The organism is uncultured Propionibacterium sp. (genome assembly GCF_963539965.1).
Classification (GTDB): domain Bacteria; phylum Actinomycetota; class Actinomycetes; order Propionibacteriales; family Propionibacteriaceae; genus Propionibacterium.
Genome location: NZ_CAUTOU010000052.1, coordinates 1 through 16,028 on the forward strand (window position 1 = coordinate 1; position 16,028 = coordinate 16,028).

Below are 16,028 nucleotides of genomic sequence, written 5' to 3' on the forward strand. Positions count from 1 at the left end.
TCGCCCAGGAAGAAGCGGGCGGTGTCGAAGTCGTGGATGGTCATGTCGCGGAAGATGCCGCCGGAGACCTTGATGTACTCCACCGGAGGGGCGGCCGGGTCCCGCGAGATGATCGTCAGCTGCTCCAGCTCGCCGACGCGCCCGGCCTCCACGGCCGCGCGCACCGCGGCGAAGGACGGGTCGAAGCGCCGGTTGAAGCCGAACATGACGGGGGTGGTGACGGCGTCGAGCTCGGCCCTGACCGCCTCGACGTCCCTCATGTCCAGGGCGATGGGCTTCTCGCACAGGACGGCCTTGCCGGCCTTGGCGGCGGCGAGGAGGTGGGGGATGTGCAGCGGGGTGGGGGACCCGATGATGACGGCGTCGATCCCCGGGTCCGCGAAGGCCTGGTCGGCTTCCTTGTCGGATCGGGCGTCGTACTGCGCCGCGAGTCTCGCGGCGGCATCTCCGACGGGGTCGCAGACGAGCGCGAGGGAGGCCTGCGAGTGCCCCGCGATGGTCTGGGCGTGAACTTGGCCGATACGGCCTGCGCCAATGACGGCGATGTTGAGCATCCTTGCTCCTCGTTACGGGGTTGCGGAATGTGAGCGGTTGCCGGGGCCCGGCTCATGGCTGGGGCATGATGACGTCGCGCACGAGGGTGTCCAGGTCGGCGTCGGCCTGGAGGAAGCCGCGCAGCGTGCGGAGGGTGGCGCCGAAGGTGTCGAACTCCTCGGGGGCCATGCCGTCGGGCTCGTAGGCGCGGACGAACTCGGGGATGCCCTGCAGGGTCTTCATGATCTCGGGGGCGACCGGCTCGTCGATGCGATTGACGACCTCGTACCCCGAGTCGTTGATGAGCCTCTGCCACTTGAAGGGCGGGGAGACGACGAGATCGCCGCCGACGAGTTCGGACCAGTGCATGACATTGCGGAAGGCGGCCGACAGTACGCGGGCGCGCAACCCGCGGGACTGGAACTCGTGGTAGGCGCGCTTGAGGGCGGCCACGCCGGCCCATTCGAGGTGACCGGGGTCGATGAAGAGGTTGTCCCGCTTGGCGACGATCTTGATCCAGTCGTCCAGGCGCCCGCCCATGAGGGTGACGACGGGACCCATCGTGGAGACGTCCCGGCCCTCGGCCTCGCGGCGCTTGAGGCCGCGCTCGATGGCCTCGCCGGTGGTGATGGCCTGCGGCACGGAGAAGGAGACGGTCACGTTGACCGAGACGCCGCGGTAGGTGGCGTCCTCGATCGCCGTGACGCCCACCGAGGTGGCGGGGATCTTGACGATGATGTTCTTGGCGAGTTTGGAGAACTCCTCGGCCTGATCGGCCAGGGCCTTGGCGTTGCGGGCCAGGCGCGGATCGGTCTGGATGGAGAGTCGCCCGTTGCGGCCGTTCTGCTCGTCGAAGATGGGCTCGAGCAGCCTGGCGGCATCGATGCTCAGCTCGCGCACGACCTGCCAGCCGATCTGGGACTCGGTGGCCTCGGGCATCTCCCTCGCGAGCTCGGCGATGCGGGGCAGCCACACGTCCTTGCGCTGGTTGATGCAGGTGTAGGCGATGGACGGGTTGCAGGTCGCGCCCACACCGCCGAAGGAGATCGACTGCCTCAACTCATCGGGGTCAGCCGAGTCGTTCCACAGGGCGGTCGGGGTGTTCCGGGACGCGTCGAGGAGGGGGCCTGGAGTGTATTCGATGGTCATGCGCTGCTTCTCTCCTATGCGAGTTGGATTCCCGCGCCCCGTCAGCGATGCCGGGACGCCATGCACTCAATTGAAGCCCTCCGGGAGGGAGCTGTCAACTAATGTTATGACAAATGAGGGATGTGGTAGGTTCCCTGGAAGGCCTCCCCCGCCCCGACGCCGGTGGGGCTGGCCGGGAGCCGTCTCTGCCGTCGGGGCGATTCGATCGGTAGCGGTGCGAGACTTCCCAAATCCTGATTGTCATGACAATATGAAGGGCATCGACATCGTCGTTGATCTGAATAGGAGCAGTTCCCGTGGTTGACATCGCTCTTGACCCCAACATGTACTACATGACCATGTCGGCGCCGGACACCCTGCGCAAGGCGGCCGAGCTCGGCTTCGAGCACGTGGAGCTGTCGCCCCGCTCGGACTTCCACTTCTGGCACCACTACCCGAAGGCCGACAGCGCCCTCATCGACGAGCTGAACAGGGCGCAGCGGCAGACCGGCGTCACCATCCGCACCCTCAACCCGGTCTTCAACTGGTCCGCCGTGGACGAGCAGGAGAGGCGGGCCCAGGTGCGCAACTGGCGCCGGCTGCTGGAGGTCGCCGACCGGTTGGGCGTGCGCGACATCGTCTCCGAGTTCTCGGGGGACCGCAACCGGGCCCGCGAGTCCGAGCACCAGTGGTATCGCTCGATCGAGGAGCTCACGCCCGACTTCGAGCGGTACGGGATCCGCCTCGCCATGGAGGCGCACCCCTACGACTTCGTCGAGCTGCACGATCGCGCACTCGAGATCGTCCGCGGGGTCGACGAGGACTGGATCGGCTACGAGTACTGCTGCCCGCACACCTTCCACCTGTCCGACGGTGCCGGTGACGTCGGGCGCATGATCCGCAGCGCCGCCGATGCGGGCAAGCTGCGCGAGGTGCACGTCTCCGACTCCTTCAACCACCGCGCCAACGACGGCAATCGCTACATCATCAATCCCCCCGGGGCCGATGTCACCGTTCACCAGCACAACGAGATCGGCATGGGCGAGGTCCCGTGGGACGAGGTCTTCTCGACCCTTCGGGGAACAGGCTTCGACGGTGTGCTGTCGGTGTGCGTCTTCGGCTGGCACGAGAAGGCCGATGAGATCAACCGGAGGATGCTCGAGCGCCTGCACGACGAATTCGACGGCTGATCTCAGGCCCCTGCGGACAGTGCCCCCGGGAAGGCCATGAGCGGGCACAACGGGGTTCCCACCCCCATCGCGTCTCAGTGATGAGACGGTCGCCCTTGAGGCGAACTGACGACGAGGACCTTCGAACAAGGAGAGTAAATGTCCGACAGTCAACTTACGGTGGATGACTACACACCGGAGAGGATCGAGGAGCTGGTGAGGACAACGCCGGCCTCCGGGAAGAGACGCTCCCTCGGGGCGATCGCGGCCGTGGCCACCTTGGGCTCGCTGCTGTTCGGCTACGACACGGGCGTCATCGCCGCGGCCCTGCCGTACATGCATCTGCCCCATGCCGCGCACGGTCTCACCATGACGACGGTCGAGGAGGGCTTCGTCGGCGGCCTGCTGTGCTTCGGCGCGGCCCTCGGCGCGACCTTCGGCGGCAGGCTCTCCGACAAGTACGGGCGCCGGCACAACATCACGGTGCTGGCGATCGTCTTCCTCGCGGGGGCGCTGGGCTGCACGTTCTCGGTGAACATCTGGATGCTGTACCTGTTCCGCATCATCCTGGGCTTCGCGGTCGGCGGCGCCTCCGCCACGGTGCCCGTCTTCCTGGGGGAGACGGCGCCGAAGCGGATCCGTGGTGTGCTCGTCGCGGTCGACCAGTTCATGATCGTCGGCGGTCAGCTCCTCGCATACGCGATGAATGCGGTCATCGCCCATGCGAACGGCGGGCCCTCCGTCACCGTCCAGAACGATCCCAGCGGGGCCTACGCTCCGGGAGCGGTCGTCGACTGGGAGAAGGTCCAGCACATCGCCGGGATCGTGGTGTCCGACGGCAACGGATCGACGTGGCGCTACATGCTCATCCTCGCCTCGATCCCCGCCATCGCACTGTGGATCGGTATCCGCCTGATGCCGGAGTCCTCCCGCTGGTACGCCGCCAATCTGAGGATCGCCGAGGCCGTCGGCGCCCTCAAGCGCGTGCGCGACGAGGAGAAGGACGGCCCCATCGCCGGTGAGCTCAACGAGATGCTGGAGATCCAGCGCGCCGAGGCCAAGCAGGAGAAATGGGGCCTGGGGCAGATCTGGAGCACGAAATGGACCAGGCGCCTGCTCGTCATCGGTATCGTCCTCGGACTCGCGGACCAGTTGACCGGCATCAATACGGCCATGTACTACATGCCCAAGGTGCTCAGCGCCGCAGGTCTGCCGATGAGCGACTCCATCAGCCTCAACGTGGTCTCCGGCGCCGTGTCCTTCCTCGGCTCCGGCGTCGGCTTCCTGCTCATCGCCCGGTTCGCGCGCCGGCACATCGGTATCTACCAGGAGTCCTCGATCGTCATCTCGCTGACCCTGCTCGCAGGGGTGTTCTTCTTCTTCATCCAGCCCTACCAGCAGGAGGACGGGACGATCCTCGGTGCGCCCGCGTTCGCCCCGTACCTGGTTCTCGTCATCGTCTGCCTGTTCGTCTTCGCGAAGCAGTCGGGCACGGTGACCTGGGTCCTCGTCTCGGAGCTCTTCCCCGCGAAGATCCGCGGCCTCTCGATGGGCATGGCGGTCGGCGCCCTGTGGATCGCCAACGGCATCGTCGCCATCGTCTTCCCGATCATGATGGAGGACCTGGGCGGGGCACTGACCTATCTGATCTTCGCAGTGCTCAACGTCTTCTCGCTCATCTTCTACAAGAAATTCGTCCCCGAGACGAAGTACGACTCGCTGGAGGAGCTCGAGCTGCGCTTCGAGAAGGAGTTCAGCTGACAAGCGGGGGCCTCGGCCCCTGACCCGTCCCTGAGTCATGTTGCTGGGGTCCGGCCCCGCGGTCCTGTCCGCGGGGCCGAACCCTTCGCCGTCCCCAGACGTCCGTCCGCGAAGATGCGCCGTGGAGGGCAGCCGGGGAGCGGCGCGGCGGGCGCGTGCAGGAACGATCGTCAGGATTTTCGGACCTCGGACGGGTTCCCCTGGTGTCTGCTGAAAATGCGTGCCGGCCGGCTCCGGCTGGCGGGGATCGGAGACTGTTCGGGTACCTGACCGCGTCGGGTACCTGACCGCGATGCGCACTCGTGGCCCCGGCCGGCTCGCCCCCTGTCCCGCTCCGCGGCCCCCGGGCGTCGAGAAGAAGCGTGCCCCGCAGCCTGGGGACTGCGGGGCACGTGGCACGGAGCCGACGCCGGCTCAACAGGAGGGGATCACTCCTCGCGCTGGAAGGACATCGTTGCCGCGTAGGTTTTCTCGGAGGGCCACCGCGTGGTGATCGCCTTGGCGCGGGTGTAGAACTTGACGCCCTCGGGTCCGTGGATGTGGGTGTCGCCGAGCAGCGACTCCTTCCATCCGCCGAAGGAGTAGTAGGCGACCGGGGTCGGGATCGGCACATTGACGCCGACCATGCCCGCCTCGGTGTCCAGCGTGAAGCGGCGGGCGACGCCGCCATCATTCGTGAAGATCGCCGAACCGTTGCCGAAGGGCGAGGAATTGACGATCCTCATGGCCTCGTCGTAGGTGCCGGCGTGGACGATGGTCAGGACCGGGCCGAAGACCTCCTCGGTGTACGCCGGGGCGTCGAGCGGGACTCCGTCGATGATGGTCGGACCGAGGAAGTGGCCGTTCTCGTGACCGGGGATCACCAGGGACCGGCCATCGAGCACCACTTCGGCCCCGCGCTTCTCCGCGTCGTCGATGAGGCCGACGATGCGCTTCTTGGCCTTCGCGTCGATGACCGGGCCCATCTCGACGCCCTCGTCCAGGCCGTAGCCGACCTTGATGCCCTGCGCATGGGCCTTGACACGCTGCGCCAGGTCCGGGCCGATGCCGCCGACGGCGACGACGACCGGCAGGGCCATGCAGCGCTCGCCGGCGGCGCCGAAGGCGGCGGCCGAGATGTGCTGGGCGGCGAAGTCCAGATCGGAGTCGGGCATGACGATCGCGTGGTTGTTCGCCCCGCCGAGCGCCTGCACGCGCTTGCCGTGGGTGATGCCCGTGTCCTGGATGACATGGGCGACCGGCGTGGACCCGACGAAGGAGATGGCGTCGATCCCGGGGTGCTCGAGGACCTTGGAGACGATGTCGCGGTTTCCGGCGACGACGTTGAAGACGCCGTCGGGCAGGCCCGCCTCCTTGTAGAGCTCCGCGGTGAGGAGCGCCGCCGAGGGGGTCGGCGACGCGGGCTTGAGAATGAACGCGTTGCCGGTGGCGACGGCCAGCGGGTGCATCCACATCGGCACCATGGCGGGGAAGTTGAAGGGGCAGATGCCGGCGACGACGCCCACCGGCTGGCGAAGCGTGTGGATGTCGACACCGGTCGAGATGTCGTAGGAGTACTCGCCCTTGAGAGCGACGTTGATCGCCGTCGCGAAGTCGAAGGTCTCACGGCCGCGTTGGATCTCGCCGATGGCGTCGGAGTAGTTCTTGCCGTGCTCGGCGACGATCAGCCTCGCCATCTCGTCCTGGTGGTCGAGGATCAGCTGGCGCATGCGGAACATGATGGCCACGCGCCTGGCGAGGGATACCTGCGCCCATTCCTTCTGAGCCCGCCGAGCCACCTCGACGGCGTGGTCGAGATCAGCCGCGGAGGCCTGGAGCAGCTCGGCCTCCACCTCTCCCGTACCGGGATTCTCGACGGGGAGGCGCCCCGCCGGCGCACCGCTGTAATATGCGCCGTCGACCCAGTGCTCAATCATCTTCATTGTCCGTGAACTCCTCTGGAGTGTGGATTTCATGTGGTCCGTACAGGCGGATGCCCCCGACCGCTGCGAGCCCGCCATGGGGAGAGCAGGCGGCGAGCCGTCATCCGCGATTCAGTTTACCCCGCATCCATCCATTTGTAATTAGTATGGGGATATTTGTTCTTACAAATAAGTGGCCTTGTGGAGGCGCTTGCCGTGTCAGTGCAGGAGCCGCGGGCGACCGCGCTTCACAGGTAGTGGCGCTGTGGTGCGCGGTCGCGCAGGTAGTCCTGATGGGCCGCCTGCGTGCTGTCGATGCGCGAGACCTGCGAGACGGGCACGTCCCACCACGACGACGCCGGCGGGTTCGGGCCGTACAGATCGGTCTCGATGTGGATCATCGTCGGACGATCGGAGCCGACGGCCCGGTGGTAGGCGTCCTTGAACTCCTCGATGCCGTGGGCCTCGATGACATCGATGCCCCACGAGCGGGCATTGGCCGCGATGTCGACGCCGAGCAGCTCCCCGTCGGCGGTGTGCGACGCGCCGGGGCCTCCGCGGCGGTAGCGCGTGCCGAAGCGCTGGGAGCCACGCGACTCGGACAGCGACCCGATCGAGGCGAAGCCGTAGTTCTGCAGCAGCACGTAGATGACCTTGATGCCCTCCTGGGCGACCGTGGCCAGTTCCATCGGGAGCATCTGATAGGAGCCGTCTCCGACGATCGAGACGACCTCGGAGTCGGGCAGCGCGAGCTTGACGCCCATCGCCGCGGGGATCTCGTAGCCCATGCAGGAGAAGGCGTACTCCACGTGGTACTGGACGGGCGTGCGGGCCCTCCACAGCGCCTGGAGGTCGCCGGGCATGGAACCCGCGGCATTGATGACGACGTCCTGATCGCCCATGAGCTCGTTCAGGGCGCCGAAGACCTCGGTCTGGGCGGGCAGCGGCCCGTGCCCGAGGTGGTAGCACTCGTCCACGCGCCTGTCCCAGGCCTCCTTCTCCCGCGCGACCTCGGCGGCGTACGCGGCGTCGACCGAATACCCGTCGAGGGCCGCGGTCAGCGCCGTGAGGGCCTCGCGCGCGTCCGCCACGAGCATCTCCCCGCTGTTCTTGACGGCGTCGAAGGCCTTGACGTTGATGTTGACGAAACGGACGTCGGGGTTCTTGAACTGGGTCCGCGATGCCGTCGTGAAGTCGGAGTAGCGCGTCCCCACACCGATGACCAGGTCCGCGTTGTCCGCGATGTGGTTGCCCGCGTCGCCGCCAGTCGAGCCGACGCCGCCCACCGACTGGGCGTGATCGGAGTTGATGGCGCCCTTGCCGGCCTGCGTGTCCGCCACCGGGATACCGGTCCGGGAGGCGAGCTCCCGCAGCTGCTCGGAGGCCTCGGAGTAGATGGCGCCGCCGCCGGCGATGACCAGGGGGCGTCTCGAGGACCTGATGAGCTCCGCGGCGCGCGCGAGGGAGGCCTGGTCGACCGGCGGGCGGCGCACGTGCCACACGCGCCTGCGGAACATCTCGACGGGGAAGTCGAAGGCCTCGGCCTGGACGTCCTGGGGCATCGCCAGGACGACCGCACCGGTGTCGGCCGGATCGGTCAGCGTGCGCATCGCCTGCATGAGCGAGGGGAGCAGCTGCTCGGGGCGGTTGATGCGGTCGAAGAACGCGGAGACCGGGCGGAACGCGTCATTGCACGTGGTGTCGAGGGTCTGGGCGTTCTCGATCTGCTGCAGGACAGGATCGGGATACCGGGTGGCGAACTGGTCCGAGGGGAAGAGCAGGACCGGGAGACGGTTGGTCGTCGCCAACGCCGCACCCGTGACCATGTTGAGCGAGCCGGGGCCGATGGAGGCGGTGCACATCATCGCCTGAAGACGGTTCCTGCTCTTCGCGTACGCCGAGGCCGCATGCACCTGGCCCTGCTCGTTACGGGGCATGATGTAGGGCATCGGGCCCCCGTCGGGCTCTGGGTCGAGTTCGTTCTGCAGCAGGGCCTGCCCGATCCCGGCGACGTTGCCGTGTCCGAATATGCCGAAGGCCCCCGCGATGAGACGCTGCTCACGGCCATCGCGCTCGGAGCACTGGTTGACGAGGAACCGGATGGTGGCCTGAGCCACCGTCAGACGAACCGTGGGTACGGGACTAGTGGTCATTGTTTCTCCTGGTCGGGACGGAAACGAAGGCGTTCCCGTCGAGTTGTCGGTGGGGGCTAGTTCATCTCTGTCATCGGCAGTCGGGGGTCGATCTCCTGGGTCCCCCACGACCGGCGGATCCAGGTGTGATGAGGATCATCGGTCATCAGCCAGACCGAGTCCTCGGCGGGGCCGGCCATGACATTGAGGTAGTAGAGGTCGTAGCCGGGGGCGGCGACGGAGGGGCCGTGGTACCCGTAGGGCATGACGACGACGTCGCCGCTGCGCACCTCGGTGCACACGTCGATCTCGTGTCCGGGGGAGGGATAGATGCGCTGGAGGGCGAAGCCCTCCTCGGCACCCTCGTCGCCCGGGCGGACCTCGTAGTAGTAGATCTCCTCGAGGACGCGCTCGACGTCGTTGTGCTCGTCGTGCTTGTGCGGCGGGTAGGAGGACCAGTTGCCGCCGGGGGTCAGGACCTCGCATGCCAGCAGGTGCGAAGTCTCCAGGTCGTTGCCGAGGGCGTAGTTGTTGACCTGGCGGGAGGAGGGGCCGGCTCCGCGCAGTCCCGTGCCGACCTCGTCGCGTCCGCAGTGACGGACGGGCAGGTCCTTCGTCGACTTCGCGCCCGGCAGCGCGATGCGCGCGCCGCTGCCGCTGGTCAGGCGGATGTCGGTATCGCGCGGGACGTACAGGTAGTCGGTGATGCCGGTGAACACCGACTCGCGGCCGGCGATCTCGTAGGAGCGTCCGCCGACTTCGACGGTGCAGCCCCCCGAGAGCGGCAGCACGAGGAACTCCGCCTCGCCTCCGGGCACGTACGCCTTCTGACCGGGGGCGAGCCCCAGCACGCGCAGTGAGGACCACTCCCAGCCCGCACGCTCCGGGGTCAGATCGGTCTCGTACGAATCGTGGGCGAGCTCGCCCGAGCGGATGATGTACTTCTCTTCGTTCACAACAACTCCACTGCATTGTCGACTGCCGCCTCGACGTTGTCGTCCGGCGGATAGAGGAGGGATCGGCCGATGACCAGGCCCCTGACATTGGGCAGGGCCAGTGCCCTGCCCCACGAGGCCCGCGCGGCCTCGGGATCCTTGGAGACCTCGCCGCCGAGGATGAGGCTGGGCAGCGTGGTGGATTCCATGACCCGGTCCATGTCCTGGACGCAGGGCAGCTTCAACCACGTGTACGCCGAGCTGCGTCCGAGCCCCTGGGCCACGGAGACCGCGCGGATGACGGCGTCGGGCGTCAGATCGTTGACGATCCGCCCGCCCTCGCGCCGCGAGATGAAGGGCTCGATCATGGCGTTGAGTCCGCGGCCCGCCAGCGCGTCGATGGCGCGGGCGCTGGCCTCGAGGGTGCGGGCGGTGGCGGCATCCTCGTAATCGATGCGAGTGAGCATCTTCCCGCCGTTGAGCCCTGCGGCGGTCACACCCTCGGTGTCGTAGCCCCCGAAGCGGTCGTCCAGCTCGAAAGCGGCCCCCTGCAGACCGACCCGGTTCATCGATCCCCAGACGAGCTTGCCGTCGAGGGCCCCCAGCAGCGCGAGGTCCTCGACGAGGTCCGCGGTGCCGAGGAACCCGTTGACCCCGGGCCTGGACAGCGCCGTGATGCAGCGGTGCAGGAGGTCCTCGCGCGAGGACATCGCCATGGGGTCAGGCCCTGCTCCGAGGGCCCCCCGGGCGGGGTGGTCGCAGGCGATGACGAGGAGCCGCTCGGCGGCGGCGAGATCGGCGCGCGGGCGCAGGGCGAGAGCCCGTGCGATCCTGCCGGGGTCGCGCGCCCGTATCCCGGTGAGTTCTTCGATCAGGGTGCCCATTGTGCACTACCTCTTCTCGGTGATCGGCCGGATGTCGGGTCGCTCCGCGATGAATCGCTCGATCTCCTGCGTGGAGGGCATCGCGGTGGAGCACTCGAGCCGGGACGCCACGATCGCGCCGGCGGTCGACGCGAACTGCACGGCTCCGGCGAGGTCGAAGCCCTCGAGGAGCGCGTGGCAGAAGGATCCCCCGAAGGCGTCCCCGGCCCCCAGCCCGTTGCACACCTCGACGGGGGTGACGGGCATGAGGATGCGCTCGGTGCGGGTCTTCGCGAGCGTTCCGAGCGGGCCCTGCTTGACGATGGCGATGTCCACGCCGCGGTCCAGGAGCGCGTCGGCCGCGCGGTCCGGCTCGGTCTCGCCCACCGCGATACGACACTCCTCCTTGTTGCCGATGGCCACGCTGACCTTGTCCAGGATCCGTCCGACCTGCTGGGTGGCGGTCTCCTCGTCCTGCCAGAACATGGGGCGGTAGTCCAGGTCGGCGATGGTGCACTGCTCGCGCCCGCGCGCCTCGAGCGCGAAATGGTGCGCCGAGCGCGACGGCTCCACCGACAGGCCGGTGACGGAGAACCAGAAGATCCTGGCCTCGCGCACGGCCTCGACGGGGATGTCGGACTCGGTGAGCTCCAGATCGGGCGCCTTGGGCTGGCGGTAGAAGTAGAGGGGGAAGTCATCGGGCGGGAAGATCTCGCAGAAGGTCACGGGGGTGCTGTAGTCCTCATTGCGTACGACGAATCTGTCGGATACGCCGAGGCGCCCCATCTCCCGACGGATGAAGCGCCCGAAGGGGTCGTCACCGACTGCCGTGATCACGGCGCTGCGCACCCCCTGACGAGCGGCCGCCACCGCGACGTTCGTGGGGGAGCCGCCGAGGAACTTCCCGAAACTGGTCACATCCTCGAGCCCGATCCCGGTCTGGAAGGGATAGACGTCTATACCGCTGCGCCCGATGGTCAGCAGATCGAGATGTTCATCGCTCTCGGCGTCCGCCTGGCTGGACATCGTCGTTCCTGTAAGACTGGACATCATTGTTCCTTCTCGTAAGCGCGGGCGCTGCCCGCGCTGCTGTCTTGAATCTATGCTCGGGACGCCCTGGGCGTCAAGCTTTTGTTCTGACAAAGTGAGGGGAGTGACGCGTCTCACGCCTCCGGTGTAAAATGCCGACGCCTTGTCCCATCAAGCACCGCGGGCGCGGACCCGCCGACGACAGCATCGAGGTGAGCCAATGGAGGGAGCTGCCCGTGAGGAGAATCTCGACGTCCCCTTCGTCCCGCGGATCATGCTGGACCGGGAGTCGAGCGTTCCCCTGTACCAGCAGATAGCCGGTCCCATCGAGGAGCTCATCATGGCGGGCGAATTGGCCCCTGGTCGGCTCATCGAGGACGAGGTGTCCATGGCGAAGCGGTTGAAGGTGTCGCGGCCCACCACCCGTCGGGCGCTGCGGGACCTCGTCATGCGGGGGCTGCTCACGCGTCGCCGCGGCATCGGCACCCGAGTGACCCCGATGCACGTGCACCGCTCGCTCGGGCTGACCTCGCTCAACGACGACCTCATCGCCGCCGGTTTCCACCCCCGGACCGAGGTCCTCTCCTACGAGGTGATGCTCGCCGATCCGACGGCGGCCCGCAGCCTGCACGGCGAGCCGGGGATCGAGATCATCCAGGTGAGACGGCTGCGGTTCATCGACGACGAGCCCCTGGCCATCATGACCAACCTGCTTCCCGCCGGGGCGAAGGCGCCCACCGTCACGCAGCTCACCGGGCAGGGGCTCTACGAGAGCCTTGCCGTCCACGGCACCCGTCCGGTCATGGCCCAGCAGTCGATCGGCGCGCGCCTCGCCTCGCCCGAGGAGGCCCGCCTGCTCGTCATCGACGAGGGCGACGCCGTGCTCGTCATGGAGAGGACCGCTTTCGACAAGGACGGGAGCGTCATCGAGCACGGCACTCACGTCTACAACTGCGGCATGTACTCCTTCCAGTTCAACCTGGTCGCCGACGCCTGAGCCGGGCGCCGCACCCGGCCCGGGCAGGGGGACGACTCGAGCCGTCAGAGCGACATGTCGACGACTCCGCGGCCCCGTACCCTGCCCTGCCTCAGCAGGTCGTAGCCCTGCGCCACGTCCTCGAGCGGGAACCTCCTGGTGACGATGTCCTGGTAGCGGATCGTGCCCTCTGCGGCGAGGCGGACGACCTCGGGCAGGTCCTGCCTGGTCCGGGCCCCGTAGGAGCCGAGGATCGACTGGGAACGGCGCACCGTCCGGTTGATCTCGACCTCCGCGGTCTGCACACCGGCACCCAGGCCGATCGGCACCATCCGTCCGCCGTCCCGTAGCGCGTCGAGGGCCGATGTCCAGGTCTGGGGGCGTCCGAGGGCCTCGAAGGCGACGTCGACGCCGCGTCCCCCGGTGAGTCCGAAGACGGCCTCGTGGACGTCCTGCTTCGTGGAGTTGACAACGTCCGTGGCGCCGAGGGCGCGGGTCGCCTCGAGCTTGTCATCGGAGACATCGATTGCGATGATCTGCCTCGCCCCGAACGCCCGGCTGATCTGGATGATGTTCGAGCCCACGCCGCCGGTGGCGACCACCGCCGCGGATTCGCCGTGGCGCAGATCGGCGCCCCGGCGCACCGCGCCGTAGGCCGTCATCGCCGCGCACCCGAGGATCGCCCCGGCGACCGGGTCGATCGCATCGGGCAGGGGAACGACCGAGGTCGAGGGGATGACGCAGTACTCCGCCAGGCCGCCCATGGAGTACATCGCGATGGGCGTCCCGTCCAGATCGAAGAGCCTGGTCCGACCGTCGTAGAGCTTGCCCTGGAGGCGGTTGAGGTCGAAGAAGGGGCCGCACAGGTCGTCGCGGCCCTCGGCGCACGCCGGGCACTGTCCGCAGGGCATGAGGAAGGCGCCGGCGACCCGCTGCCCGACGACGAGTCCGGTGTGGTCGTTGCCGGGACCCACCTCGACGATCTCGCCCGCGACCTCATGGCCGAGGACGCAGGGCAGGGGGAAGGCGATGGCCCCTCCTATGACGTGAAGATCCGAATGGCACAGCCCGCAGGCACTGGTCCTGACGAGGACCTCGCCGGTGCGAGGCCTCGGCGTACGGATCTCCTGGATCTCCAGTCCACGCGAGACATCGCGCAGAACGGCTGCGCGCATCGTTGTGGGAATTTGTCCTGACATTTTGTCCTCCATTGGATCAAAACCGCCTGGGCCGACCTGTGCCGCTCCAGGGACCCGCTTCTGACCATAACCGATGAAGGGAAACATTGTAAAGGCTATTGTCCTGACAATTATGGCCACTCTTGTGGGTGCGTTAGCGGCCGCCACCCGGCCGGCTGGACGCACGAACCACCAGGCTCGGCGCGAACACCCGCTCGGCCTGCTCCGTCCGCCCACCGATGCGTTCGCTCAGCAGCCGCATCGCCACCTCGGCCAGGCCGGTGGTCCGCTGGTTGATACTGGTGAGCGAGATCGCGGGGTGCGATGCGACCCGGGAGTCGTCGAATCCCGTCACCCCGTGATCGGGCCCGGCCCGCAGTCCCCGATCGGCGAGCGCGCGCATCGCCTCGAGGGCGACGAGGTCGTTGTGGCAGCAGAATCCGATACCCGGCCCGTGAGCATCGAGGACCTCTTCGACGGCCTCCCCGATTCCTGTCGAGAGCAGGTCGACCGCCATCGGTTCGCGGCCCTCTCGCGCCATCTCCCGCGTGAAACCGAGCCGGCGGGCGGCCGCGGAGTCGCCCGGGACGGCGCGATCGAAGCCCAGGTAGACGACGGGCTCGTACCCCCGGCACAGGAGATGGCGCGCGGCCATGCCCGCGCCCGCCTCGTCGTCGGTATGGACCAGGTCCACCGACATCGGGCCGGTGTTGTGGGTGAGCAGGACCGTCGGCACCTGGGTCCCGATGCGGTGCAGGTCCCCGGTGCCCAGGGGCGGCGACACCAGCGCCAGCCCCTCGATCCCCATGTGGATGAAGCGCTCCGCGGACATGAGGCAGCTGTCGCGCTGACGGCCCGATATCGCGATCAGCGGCACCAGGTCCAGCGCCTCGCAGCGGTTGCGCAGCTCGTCGCACAGGTCCGCGTAGAAGGGGTTCGTGACGTCGGCGAGGACGATGCCGATGAACCGGGAGTTGCGCGCCGCCAGCGCGCGAGCGGCTATGTTCGGCCGGTAGTCGAGTTCGTGCATCGCGGCGAGCACCCTCGTGCGGGTCGACGGCGAGACCCTGGGATCGTCCAGCGCCACGAGCGACACCGTCTGGCGGGACGTTCCGGCCAGACGCGCGACGTCCACCTGCGTCGGTCTGCGCCGCTTGGTCATGCCTCGCCTTTCGCCGGACTGGAGGGATACCGGATCCTCCTCCAACTGCGGCGATGAAAGCACGTCCGACGGCCGCCGGGCCGGGAGCCCGGGTCCTGGACTCCCGGCCCGGTTCACCCGCCTCAGGTGTACAGCGCCGGCTTCTCCATGAGGGTCACCTCGACCATCGGCGAGGTCTCATCCTCGAGCGAGGCGACGGCGGCGTCGACGACGGACGTGGCGGCGTAGCCGTCCCACGCGTTTGAGCCGGTGTGCTCGTCGCGGGCCACGGCATTGATCCACTCCTGGAACTCGCGGTTGAAGGCGTCCTGGAACCTGTCGATGTGGGACCGGCACATCGCATTGCGGTCGCCGTGGGCGTCGCGGATGTGGATCTTCTCCTGGTCGCCGAGACGCACCGCGGCGGTCTCGAGCACGAGCTCGCACTCGATGGAGTAGGCCCACTGGAGGTTGACGTTGACCTCGTCGTCGATGCGCACGCCGGAGGACGTGTACATGACGACGACGACCGGGTCGATGAGATGGTCGTAACGGCGCGTCGTCGGCTTCGGGCGCTCGACGCGCACTCGGACGATCTCCTCGCCGAGCAGCCAGCGCATCGTGTCGATCTCGTGGATGGCGGTGTCGTCGATGGCCATGCGCGAGGTGTAGGACTCCGGCACGGAGGGATTGCGGTGGCGGTTGTGGACCAGGAGCGCCTGGCCGTTGTCCCCGGCCTCCAGGACGGCCTTCATCTCGTTGTAGGCGGCGTCGAAACGGCGCATGAAGCCGACGGTGACGAGCTTCCTGCCGGCCTTCTGCTCGGCCTCCATGATCCTGATGCAGTCCTCGGCGGTGGTGGCCAGGGGCTTCTCGCACAGGACGTACTTGCCGGCCCCGATGACCTTGATGACGTCGGGGGAGTGGACCTTCCCGAAGGTGGCGATGATCACCGCGTCGACCTCGGGGTCGTCGATGAGCTCGTCCGAGGTGTCGTAGGCCTTGGCCCCGTAGGGCTCGGCGGCCGCGACCGCGGCATCGTGGTTGATGTCCGCCACGGCGACGATCTCGCCGCCGGACAGGTCGTTGGTGATGCGGGCCAGATGAGCGCGGCCCATGCCGCCGGCGCCGATGAGTCCGATGCGAACTGTCATTGCTCTTCCTGCTTCCTTGGAGTGATGGTGGTTGACCGCCGGACCGGGTCAGGCCAGGCCCAGGCCGCACGAGGCCAGGTAGGTGCGCATGTTGATGGCGTTCTGCTTGGGGAAGGACGGGTCGCAG

Annotated in this window: 13 protein-coding genes; 3 read left to right on the forward strand and 10 right to left on the reverse strand. The window is 67.9% G+C overall.

Annotation, left to right across the window (positions count from 1 at the left end; all coding sequences use genetic code 11):
- Window positions 1-554 (reverse strand): Gfo/Idh/MocA family oxidoreductase (locus R2N01_RS08705; RefSeq protein ID WP_316670352.1); only part of this gene is annotated, 554 nt, incomplete at its 3' end.
- A gap of 52 nt (window positions 555-606) precedes the next feature.
- Window positions 607-1,683 carry a transaldolase family protein gene (locus R2N01_RS08710; RefSeq protein WP_316670353.1) on the reverse strand — a complete coding sequence of 359 codons (1,077 nt, stop codon included), beginning with the start codon at window positions 1,681-1,683 and terminating at the stop codon, window positions 607-609.
- Between the two features lie 323 nt (window positions 1,684-2,006).
- Between R2N01_RS08710 and R2N01_RS08715 the strand changes: the two genes are divergently transcribed.
- Window positions 2,007-2,852: a sugar phosphate isomerase/epimerase gene (locus R2N01_RS08715; RefSeq protein WP_316670369.1), complete on the forward strand. Its 846-nt coding sequence runs from the start codon at window positions 2,007-2,009 to the stop codon at window positions 2,850-2,852.
- A 192-nt stretch (window positions 2,853-3,044) separates the two neighbouring features.
- On the forward strand, window positions 3,045-4,592 hold the full coding sequence (locus R2N01_RS08720) for an MFS transporter (protein ID WP_316670370.1): 1,548 nt from the start codon (window positions 3,045-3,047) through the stop codon (window positions 4,590-4,592).
- A gap of 428 nt (window positions 4,593-5,020) precedes the next feature.
- On the opposite strand, the gene R2N01_RS08725 is transcribed toward R2N01_RS08720, so the two are convergent.
- The 5 genes from R2N01_RS08725 to iolC all read right to left on the reverse strand — a co-directional run bounded on the left by R2N01_RS08725 (window position 5,021) and on the right by iolC (window position 11,449).
- On the reverse strand, window positions 5,021-6,514 hold the full coding sequence (locus tag R2N01_RS08725; protein WP_316670355.1) for a CoA-acylating methylmalonate-semialdehyde dehydrogenase: 1,494 nt from the start codon (window positions 6,512-6,514) through the stop codon (window positions 5,021-5,023).
- Between the two features lie 227 nt (window positions 6,515-6,741).
- Window positions 6,742-8,646: a 3D-(3,5/4)-trihydroxycyclohexane-1,2-dione acylhydrolase (decyclizing) gene (gene iolD / locus R2N01_RS08730; protein WP_316670357.1), complete on the reverse strand. Its 1,905-nt coding sequence runs from the start codon at window positions 8,644-8,646 to the stop codon at window positions 6,742-6,744.
- Between the two features lie 56 nt (window positions 8,647-8,702).
- On the reverse strand, window positions 8,703-9,581 hold the full coding sequence (gene iolB, locus R2N01_RS08735) for a 5-deoxy-glucuronate isomerase (RefSeq protein WP_399553266.1): 879 nt from the start codon (window positions 9,579-9,581) through the stop codon (window positions 8,703-8,705).
- Window positions 9,578-10,444 (reverse strand): deoxyribose-phosphate aldolase, encoded by an 867-nt coding sequence (locus tag R2N01_RS08740; protein ID WP_316670359.1) that lies wholly within the window; start codon window positions 10,442-10,444, stop codon window positions 9,578-9,580. The genes iolB and R2N01_RS08740 overlap by 4 nt, the downstream gene beginning before the upstream one ends.
- A 6-nt stretch (window positions 10,445-10,450) precedes the next feature.
- Window positions 10,451-11,449, reverse strand: a complete 999-nt coding sequence (gene iolC, locus R2N01_RS08745) for a 5-dehydro-2-deoxygluconokinase (protein WP_316670361.1) — start codon at window positions 11,447-11,449, stop codon at window positions 10,451-10,453.
- Between the two features lie 223 nt (window positions 11,450-11,672).
- On the opposite strand from iolC, the gene R2N01_RS08750 reads away from it, so the two are divergent.
- Window positions 11,673-12,449, forward strand: coding sequence for a GntR family transcriptional regulator (locus R2N01_RS08750; protein ID WP_316670362.1), 777 nt, complete (start codon window positions 11,673-11,675; stop codon window positions 12,447-12,449).
- A 44-nt stretch (window positions 12,450-12,493) separates the two neighbouring features.
- On the opposite strand, the gene R2N01_RS08755 is transcribed toward R2N01_RS08750, so the two are convergent.
- The 3 genes from R2N01_RS08755 to R2N01_RS08765 form a co-directional block, all read right to left on the reverse strand.
- The gene (locus R2N01_RS08755; RefSeq protein WP_316670363.1) at window positions 12,494-13,627 is read right to left on the reverse strand and encodes a zinc-binding dehydrogenase; all 1,134 of its coding nucleotides are present in this window, start codon (window positions 13,625-13,627) and stop codon (window positions 12,494-12,496) included.
- Between the two features lie 133 nt (window positions 13,628-13,760).
- Window positions 13,761-14,768, reverse strand: coding sequence for a LacI family DNA-binding transcriptional regulator (locus R2N01_RS08760; RefSeq protein ID WP_316670365.1), 1,008 nt, complete (start codon window positions 14,766-14,768; stop codon window positions 13,761-13,763).
- 122 nt (window positions 14,769-14,890) lie between these two features.
- Window positions 14,891-15,901, reverse strand: coding sequence for a Gfo/Idh/MocA family oxidoreductase (locus R2N01_RS08765; protein WP_316670367.1), 1,011 nt, complete (start codon window positions 15,899-15,901; stop codon window positions 14,891-14,893).
- Between the last annotated feature and the right edge of the window lie 127 nt (window positions 15,902-16,028).

Excerpts from the sequence above, each read along its gene's own strand:
- R2N01_RS08710 (WP_316670353.1), bottom strand. The coding sequence starts at position 1,683 with ATGACCATCGAATACACTCCAGGCCCCCTCCTCGACGCGTCCCGGAAC.
- R2N01_RS08715 (WP_316670369.1), top strand. The coding sequence starts at position 2,007 with ATGTACTACATGACCATGTCGGCGCCGGACACCCTGCGCAAGGCGGCC.
- R2N01_RS08725 (WP_316670355.1), bottom strand. The coding sequence starts at position 6,514 with ATGAAGATGATTGAGCACTGGGTCGACGGCGCATATTACAGCGGTGCG.
- iolD (WP_316670357.1), bottom strand. The coding sequence starts at position 8,646 with ATGACCACTAGTCCCGTACCCACGGTTCGTCTGACGGTGGCTCAGGCC.
- R2N01_RS08740 (WP_316670359.1), bottom strand. The coding sequence starts at position 10,444 with ATGGGCACCCTGATCGAAGAACTCACCGGGATACGGGCGCGCGACCCC.
- iolC (WP_316670361.1), bottom strand. The coding sequence starts at position 11,449 with ATGTCCAGCCAGGCGGACGCCGAGAGCGATGAACATCTCGATCTGCTG.
- R2N01_RS08750 (WP_316670362.1), top strand. The coding sequence starts at position 11,673 with ATGGAGGGAGCTGCCCGTGAGGAGAATCTCGACGTCCCCTTCGTCCCG.
- R2N01_RS08755 (WP_316670363.1), bottom strand. The coding sequence starts at position 13,627 with ATGTCAGGACAAATTCCCACAACGATGCGCGCAGCCGTTCTGCGCGAT.
- R2N01_RS08760 (WP_316670365.1), bottom strand. The coding sequence starts at position 14,768 with ATGACCAAGCGGCGCAGACCGACGCAGGTGGACGTCGCGCGTCTGGCC.
- R2N01_RS08765 (WP_316670367.1), bottom strand. The coding sequence starts at position 15,901 with ATGACAGTTCGCATCGGACTCATCGGCGCCGGCGGCATGGGCCGCGCT.